General features: G+C 71.1%; 6 protein-coding genes. 3 read left to right on the forward strand and 3 right to left on the reverse strand.

The annotated features are described in order from the left end of the window. On the forward strand, positions 1-340 hold a 340-nt coding region (locus tag G6020_RS02095), incomplete at its 5' end, for an OB-fold nucleic acid binding domain-containing protein (protein ID WP_241732530.1). Positions 341-483: 143 nt separating this feature from the next. On the opposite strand, the gene G6020_RS02100 is transcribed toward G6020_RS02095, so the two are convergent. From G6020_RS02100 to G6020_RS02110, 3 genes are read right to left on the reverse strand one after another with little or no spacing between them, the layout of a single operon-like run. Beyond that, complete coding sequence (locus tag G6020_RS02100) at positions 484-1,611, reverse strand: acyl-CoA dehydrogenase family protein (RefSeq protein ID WP_206682192.1); 1,128 nt, start codon at positions 1,609-1,611, stop codon at positions 484-486. 29 nt (positions 1,612-1,640) lie between these two features. After that, positions 1,641-2,555: an NAD-dependent epimerase/dehydratase family protein gene (locus tag G6020_RS02105; RefSeq protein WP_179524708.1), complete on the reverse strand. Its 915-nt coding sequence runs from the start codon at positions 2,553-2,555 to the stop codon at positions 1,641-1,643. After that, the gene (locus tag G6020_RS02110) at positions 2,552-3,688 is read right to left on the reverse strand and encodes a pyridoxal phosphate-dependent aminotransferase family protein (RefSeq protein WP_241732531.1); all 1,137 of its coding nucleotides are present in this window, start codon (positions 3,686-3,688) and stop codon (positions 2,552-2,554) included. Before G6020_RS02110 ends, G6020_RS02105 begins: the two co-directional genes overlap by 4 nt. 262 nt (positions 3,689-3,950) lie before the next feature. On the opposite strand from G6020_RS02110, the gene G6020_RS02115 reads away from it, so the two are divergent. Continuing rightward, positions 3,951-6,092 (forward strand): MMPL family transporter, encoded by a 2,142-nt coding sequence (locus G6020_RS02115; protein ID WP_182609514.1) that lies wholly within the window; start codon positions 3,951-3,953, stop codon positions 6,090-6,092. After that, the gene (locus G6020_RS02120; protein ID WP_182609515.1) at positions 6,089-7,447 is read left to right on the forward strand and encodes an FAD-linked oxidase C-terminal domain-containing protein; all 1,359 of its coding nucleotides are present in this window, start codon (positions 6,089-6,091) and stop codon (positions 7,445-7,447) included. The genes G6020_RS02115 and G6020_RS02120 overlap by 4 nt, the downstream gene beginning before the upstream one ends. Positions 7,448-7,535 lie beyond the last annotated feature (88 nt).

A 7,535-nucleotide genomic window follows, 5' to 3' on the forward strand; every position in this document is an offset into this window, starting at 1 on the left:
CCGGCCGTGGCTCGACTCCCGGGGGGTGTGCACCACCGCCGGGCTCGCCCACGTCCCCGACGGCAGCCGGGTGGAGGTCGCCGGTGCGGTCACCCACCGGCAGCGGCCCGCCACCGCCGAGGGGGTGACCTTCCTCAGCCTCGAGGACGAGACGGGCATGACCAACGTCGTGTGCTCGGTGGGACTGTGGGCGCGCTACCGCCCGATCGTCTCCTCCGCCCCGGCGCTCATCGTCCGCGGCACCGTGGAGAACCGCTCGGGCGCGGTGAGCGTCGTGGCGGACAAGATCGAACGCCTCCACCTGGGGATGGCTATCGGCCGCAGCCGCGACTTCCGGTGACCGGTCACGTCCTGGTGACCGGTCACGTCCTGATGACCGGTCACTCCCCGGCGATCAGTTGGGTCTTCTGGTCGAACTGGGGTGCCCACTTCTCGGCCCCGGCCAGGTCCGGATTCAGGCCGGGGCCGGGTTCAGAGGCTGGCTCAGACGTAGCGGAAGTCTTCCCCGCGAGCCCACTGCACCAGCCTGTCGGCGGTGTCCCGGCGCGACGGCGGGTGGTAGCCGAACACCTGGACGGCCTCGAAGGCGTAGGCGAGTTCCGGGTCCTGCATGTAGGCGAACCCCCCGACAGCCTCGCGGACCATCGACTGCACCCTGACCAGAGCCTCGCGCATCGACCACCGGACCAGCGCGAGACGAGCCGAGACGTCGCCACCGCGAGCACCCTCGTCGAACTCGCGAGCCACCGCGTGCAGAGCGGTCCGCATGGTCTCGACCTCGGCGAGCGCCGAGGAGAACAGCTTCGGGTCGAGTCGGTCGCGATCGGTGAGCCGCTCGACCATACGCGTGGCCACCCCGAGATAGCAGGCGCTGATGAGCAGCCCGAACCACAGGTAGCCGGTCATCTCGTGCACATCGTCGGGATCGCTCTCGGAGGTCAGGAAGGCCATGTCGGACTCGACCCGGACGTCGTCGAGGATGAGCGCGTCGCTCTCGGCCGCCGCGAGGACGGGGCTCTTCCAGAACTCCTCCCGACGCAACCCCTCGGCACCGTCGAAGACCAGGACGACGGCCCGCTCGGACTCGTCCACGAGGGCGCTCGCCACCAGGAGACTCATGGACCTCGACAGGCTGCAGGGGGCCTTGCGGCCGGAGAGGAGATAGTCGTCACCGTCCCGTCGGGCGGTCATGGTCGGGCGGAACACCGATCCCCCGGGGGAACCCTCGGAGAAGCCGGAGGCCATCACGGTGCCGCCCTCGACCAGCGCCCTGATGAGGTCGCGCTCATCCTGCGAGGCGTCTTCGGCGGCCTCGAAGAGGGTCGCGCACGACAGGTGGTGCATCGTGGTCGCGGCCGCGAGGGAGGGGGCGACCGCGCCGATGGCGGTCTGGAACCGCACCGCGTCGACCGCGCTCGCGCCCGCACCGCCCAGCGCGGTGGGGACGATGAGACTGGTCCCGCCGGTGTCGGACCAGTCGGCCACGGCGGTGCTCTGGGCGCCCTCGTTGGCGAGGAGGCCGTGGCCGTACAGGCGTTCTCGCAGCCCGGGGGCGTAGGAGTCGAGGGTCTGGTTCTCGGAGGTGAGGAGCATGGGGTCCTTTCGGTTCACGGTCGGGTGGGTGCGGGCTCGGGCCCGGATCAGCCGGCGAGCATCAGGCGGGCGGCCTCGGTGCAGTCGTACCGCGGCGTCCAGCCGGTGGCGTCCCTGAGTCGTCGTGACGTGGTGACCGGTTCTCCGCAGGTCACCCAGTGGGAGGAATAGGGCAGCAGTCGTAGCCGGAACCCGAGGTCGGCCAGGCGTCGGGCGGCGCTCAGCGGCACGGGGACGCAGACCGAGCGGTTGAGTCGGCACAGCTGGGAGACGGTGAGGGCGCCCTCGGGACCGAGGTTGAACTCGCCGTCCACGCCGGCGAGCAGCACCCGCAGGTACGCGTCGACGAGGTCGTCCTGGTGCAGGAACTGGAAGTAGGACTTCCCGGGGCTCGGGTGCAGGACGACGCGCGACCGCATGGTCTCCAACCCGGAGTTCGACATGTCGGGCCCCACCACGTAGGTCGGGCGCAGGACCGCCGTCGCCATGCGGCCGTCGGAGCCTCGTCGCCACCGGCGCACGTCCTCCTCCACGAGTGCCTTGTGGTGGAAGTAGTAGTGCTCCTCGCCGGCGCCGATCGGTGCGGTCTCGTCGATGATCTCGGGGCCGCCGCGGGGGCCGTAGGCGTTGATGCTCGAGGTCATCACGCACACCCGGGCGCCGGCGGAATCGGCGGCCCGCAGGACCCGTCGCGAGCCGTCGACGTTGACGACCCGCGCCGACTCCTTGTCGCGCGGCTCCTCGACCATGAAGGCGCAGTGGATCACCGCGTCGGCGCCCGCGAAGACCTCGTCGAGGTCGTCTGAGGCGATGTCGACGGTCCGCCGTTCGATCTTCGGGTCCCGCACCCGCAACGGCGACCGCGCCAGGGCGACCACGTGATCGACCTCCTCGCGGAGGATCAGACCGCGCAGGAGCGCGGTACCGAAATCACCGGACGCCCCGGTCAGGACCACCCTCATAGGGCGGAGAGCTCCCGGGTGACGGCGAGGATGTCGGCGATCGCCCTGGCGGCCTCGACCAGCTGCTCCTCCGTGTGGTCCGCCGTCACGCACAGACGGAGGATCGCACCGGTCGCCGGGACCGCCGGATGGACCGCGACACCGGTGTAGACGCCTCGCTCGAGCAACAGGTTCCACACGTGGACCGCGCGGAGGTCGTCGCCGACGGGAACGGGGACGATGGGCGACCACTCGTCCCCGGTGAGGCCGGAGGTGCAGTCGATCCCCTTGTTTCCCAACTCGGCGCGCAGAAGGATCGAGTTCTGGCGCACCGCCTCGGTGCGCGCCGCACCCTCGTCGGTCCGCATCAGCCGGATCGAGGCGAGGGATGACGCGGTCGCGGCGGGGACCGAGGACGTGCTGAAGATCATCGGCCGCGCCGTGACCCTGAGCCCGGTCACGAGGTCGGAGCTGCCGGTGATGAAACCCCCGCACGAGGCCGAACACTTGGAGAACGACGCCATGGTCACGTCCACGGCGTCGACCGTCCCGGTCTTCTCGACCCAGCCCCGCCTGGTCGGGCCGTACAGGCCCATGGCGTGGGCCTCGTCGACCATGAGCGCGGCCCCGAACGACCGGGCGAGCTCCGCGACGCCGGACAGGGGCGCCAGGCTTCCCTCCATCGAGTAGAGGGAATCGACGACGACGAGGATCTGCTCCGGGGAGCCACGGCGGGCCGTGATCAGGGCGTCCTCGAGTGCGCCGAGGTCGTTGTGGCGGAACGGGTGGACGGTGGTCCGCGCCATGCGCAGGCCGTCGCGGAGCGAGGCGTGGGCGAACTCGTCGATGACGACCGCGTCCCGTTCGCCGACGAGTGCGCCGAGAGTGCCGAGATTGGTCTGGTACCCGGTCGAGAAGCACAGCGCGTCCTCGGTACCGAACCAGTCAGCGATCTCCGCTTCCAGCTCCTCGTGCAGTGACATCGTCCCGTTGAGCAGGCGGCTCCCGGTACTCGCCGACCCGAAACGACGGACCGCCTCGGTGGTGGCCTCGATGACCTCGGGGTGGCGGGCCAGGCCGAGGTAGTTGTTGGAGCCGAGCATGATCCGGTCCACGCCCTGGACGGTGCTCGTCGCGCCGGTGCTGGAGTTCATCGTCCGGTAGTAGGGGCTCTGACCCGCATCCTGGAGAGATGAGAACAGTTGGACCCGTTCGTCTCTGGCTAGGCGGTCGATGAGTGGGTGGTTCACGGGAAGTCCTTCCTGTGGGATGTCCCGGTGGTTCGGCCCCTTCCGTGGACCGGATGGGTCGAACGAGTGAATCCTCACCGTCCGGGTCTCCTCACCGTCCGGCCGCTCGTCGCCCATCCGCCTCGGGATCAGGAACGAATGAGGGGACGACTGAATGAGGAGCCCCATGAGTCACAGAGCCGAACCCCGGACGACGCCGCGTGCTCACCGCCGACGGTCGGTCCTGGCGAGAGGGTGGCCGCTCGCCGCGGCGCTGATCCTGGCCGTGTTGGGAGCGCTCTCCGCCGGCGGCGTGGAGGAGTCCCTGACCCCCGGGGGGTTCCGTGCCGACTCCACGCCGTCCGCCGTCGCCGAACGGCGGCTCGACGCGGAGGTCGGGGTGGGCACCCCCGATCTGATCGTCCTGGTCTCGGGAGCGGAGTCCGCCGCAGTGGCCCGCGAGGGCGAGGCGGTGGCGTCCTTCCTGTCGGGTGCCGGGGGAGTGGGTCGCGTGACCGTGTCGCCGGCGCCGGGGGACGGGCCCACGGTGGTGAGCGCGGTGCTGTCCGGCGACGACGCCGAGTCCAGACGCACGCTGGACGAGCTCCGCGAGGCCCTGCCCCCGCCCGGCGAGGGCGTCGAGAGGCAGCTGACCGGCCGGGCCGAGGTGCTGCGTGAGGACGACCTCATCGCCCGGGAGGATCTCACCCGCGCCGAGCTCATCGCCGTCCCGGTCACCCTCGTCCTGCTCGTGCTGTTCTTCGGCTCCGTGGTGGCCGCCGCGGTCCCGGTCGCGATCGGCGTGCTCGCCATGCTCTCGTCGTTCGTCGTCCTGTCCGGCCTGGTGCACGTGATCGACGTGTCCGTGTTCGCCCTCAACCTGGTGATCGGCCTGGCGCTGGGGCTCTCGATCGACTACAGCCTCCTCGTGGTGACCCGGTTCCGCGAGGAACTGGCGAACGGGGCGGACCCACCTGAGGCCGTCGCCCGCACGATGCGTCGGTGCCGGAGGACGATCGTCATCTCGGCGGTGACCGTCGGCCTGTGTCTGGCCGCGCTCACGGCGGTGGACATGCCCTACCTGAGATCCATGGCGATGACCGGTGTCGCGGTCGTGGTGCTGGTCGCCACCCTCACCCTGGTGGTCCTGCCCCCGGTCCTGCGGGTCCTCGGTCGGCGGATCGACGCGTGGTCCGTGCGACGGGTCGACCCGACCCGCCCCGGCCGTTCGGTGACGGCGATGCTCGGGGTCTCGCGCCGGCACCCGGTGGCGGTGGCGCTGGGGGTGTCGGCGCTCCTGTTGATCCTGCTGACGCCCGCGTTCGGCCTCCGGCTGGGCACTCTCGACGACAGGGTCCTGCCGAAGGACGCCCCGTCCAGGGTGGCCGCGGAGCGACTGCGCGACGAGCGTCCGGACCTCGGGTCCGATCCCCTGGTGATCCTCGCGGACGGGGTCGATCCCGGGGTGTTGGCGGAGCGGGTGTCGCGTATCGACGGAGTGACGGCGACGCGGGGACCGGACGAGACCCTGTCCGACGGGCTCGCGGTGGGTCCCGGTGACCCCGACCTGAGGCGGGGCTCCGTCGCGGCGGTGGAGGTGGTGACGGCCCCCGGTCTGTCGCAACCGGAGCAACAAGACCTCGCCGAACGTGTCCGCGAGGTGGTGGCACCCGCCCCGGTGGCGGGAACCTACTCCGACGACGTCGACACCCGCCAGGCGATCAGTGACCGGGCGCTCCCGGTCGCCCTGCTCGTCATGGCGGTGGTCCTGCCCCTGGTCTTCCTGCTGACCGGTGGCGTGCTGGTCACCCTCAAGACGCTGGTCATGGCGGCGCTGAGCCTCACCGCGACCTTCGGCGCGATGGTCCTGGTCTTCCAGGAGGGGTATCTCGCCGACCTGGTGGGCGTGACGGCCACGGGGGTGGTGGACAGTTCCTCGCCCCTACTGATGGCGTGCCTGGCCTTCGGACTGTCGATGGACTACCAGTTGTTCCTGCTCTCCCGGGTCCGCGAGGAGTACGACCGCCACGGCGACACCACCCGGGCCGTGGTCGACGGGGTCTCCCGCACCGCCCCGTGGTGGGGGCGGCGGCGGTGCTCGTGGCGGTGGTGTTCCTCGCCATCGGTACCTCGGGGATCAGCGTGGTCCGGCTGCTCGGGCTCGGATTGGCGCTCGCCGTGCTGGTGGACGCGTTCGTCATCAGGCTGCTGCTCGTCCCGAGTGCGATGCTCCTGCTCGGCGAGGCCAACTGGTGGGCTCCACGGCCGCTACGGGCCGTGTTCGACCGCCTGCGGATCCGGGAGGGTTCGTCGTAGGTTCGGGTCATGATCCTGGACGACCTCCGTGCCCGCCTCGACACCGCCTCCGTGCTCACGGACGCGGACGTGCTCGAGGGATACCGCCAGGACTGGGCCAAGGCCCCGGCCCCGGGGATGCCGCTCGCCGTGGTGCGCGCGCGGTCGACCGGGGACGTGCAGGAGGTCATGCGCTGGGCGAGTGCGCACGGCGTGCCGGTGGTCCCGCGGGGGGCCGGTTCGGGGCTGTCCGGGGGAGCGACGGCGGTCGAGGGCGGGATCGTGCTGTCCACCGAGCTCATGCGCGACATCGACGTCGACCCGGTCACCCGCACCGCGACAGTCCAGCCGGGTCTGCTCAACGTCGAGGTCAAGCGGGCCGTCGCCGAGCACGGACTCTGGTATCCGCCGGACCCCTCGTCGTACGAGATCTGCTCGATCGGCGGCAACATCGCCACCAACGCCGGCGGTCTGTGCTGCGTGAAGTACGGGGTGACGACCGACTACGTCCTCGGGATGACGGTGGTGTTGGCCGACGGCACCGCGGTGCGACTGGGCGGCGCGCGGCTCAAGGACACCGCCGGGTTGAGCCTGACCAAGCTCTTCGTGGGGAGCGAGGGCACGTTGGGGGTGGTCACCGAGATCATCGTGCGGCTCATCCCCGAACAGCCGCCCCGTTCCACCGTGGTGGGGATCTTCCCGGACGTGGTGGCGTGCAGCGACGCCGTCCTGGCCGTCACCCGCCGGATCCGCCCGGCGATGCTCGAGTTCATGGACAACGTCTCGATCCGGGCCGTCGAGGCGGACCTGAGGATGGGCCTGGACACCTCGGCCGGTGCGATGCTGCTGGCCCAGTCCGACCTCACCGGACCCGACCGCGCGGCCGAGACGGAGTTCATGGCCGAGGCGTTCCGCACCCACGGCGCGAGCGAGGTGTTCGCGACCGACGATCCCGAGGAGGGGGAGCAGTTCACGGTCGCGCGTCGGGCCGCGTTCACCAGCCTGGGCAAGACCGGGACGCTGCTCCTCGAGGACGTCGGCGTGCCGTTGCCCGCGCTTCCCGAGCTGGTCGCCGGGATCGAGGAGATCTCGGCCCGGCGTGATGTGCCGATCGCCCTGGTCGCCCACGCCGGTGACGGCAACACGCACCCGATCATCGTGCTGGCCGACGACGACCCGGACCGCGCCCACCGGGCCCAGGCGGCGTTCGGTGAGGTGATGGACCTGGCGATCGGGATGGGCGGGACGATCACCGGCGAACACGGCGTGGGACGACTCAAGGCGCCGTGGCTGCCCGCCCAGCTGGGCGAGGACGTGATGGAGTTGAACCGCCGCATCAAGACGGCGCTGGACCCGCAGGGGATCCTCAACCCGGGGACGATGTTCTGACGTCACCGGGGCGGCGGTCCGCTCGCGGGGCTACTGCGCGACCTCGTCGTCGTCGACGTTGTTGTGGTCGCCGCCGCCGCCGCCGCCG

Origin of the sequence: Dietzia sp. B19, from assembly GCF_014145155.1 — a bacterium.
Lineage (GTDB): Bacteria > Actinomycetota > Actinomycetes > Mycobacteriales > Mycobacteriaceae > Dietzia > Dietzia natronolimnaea.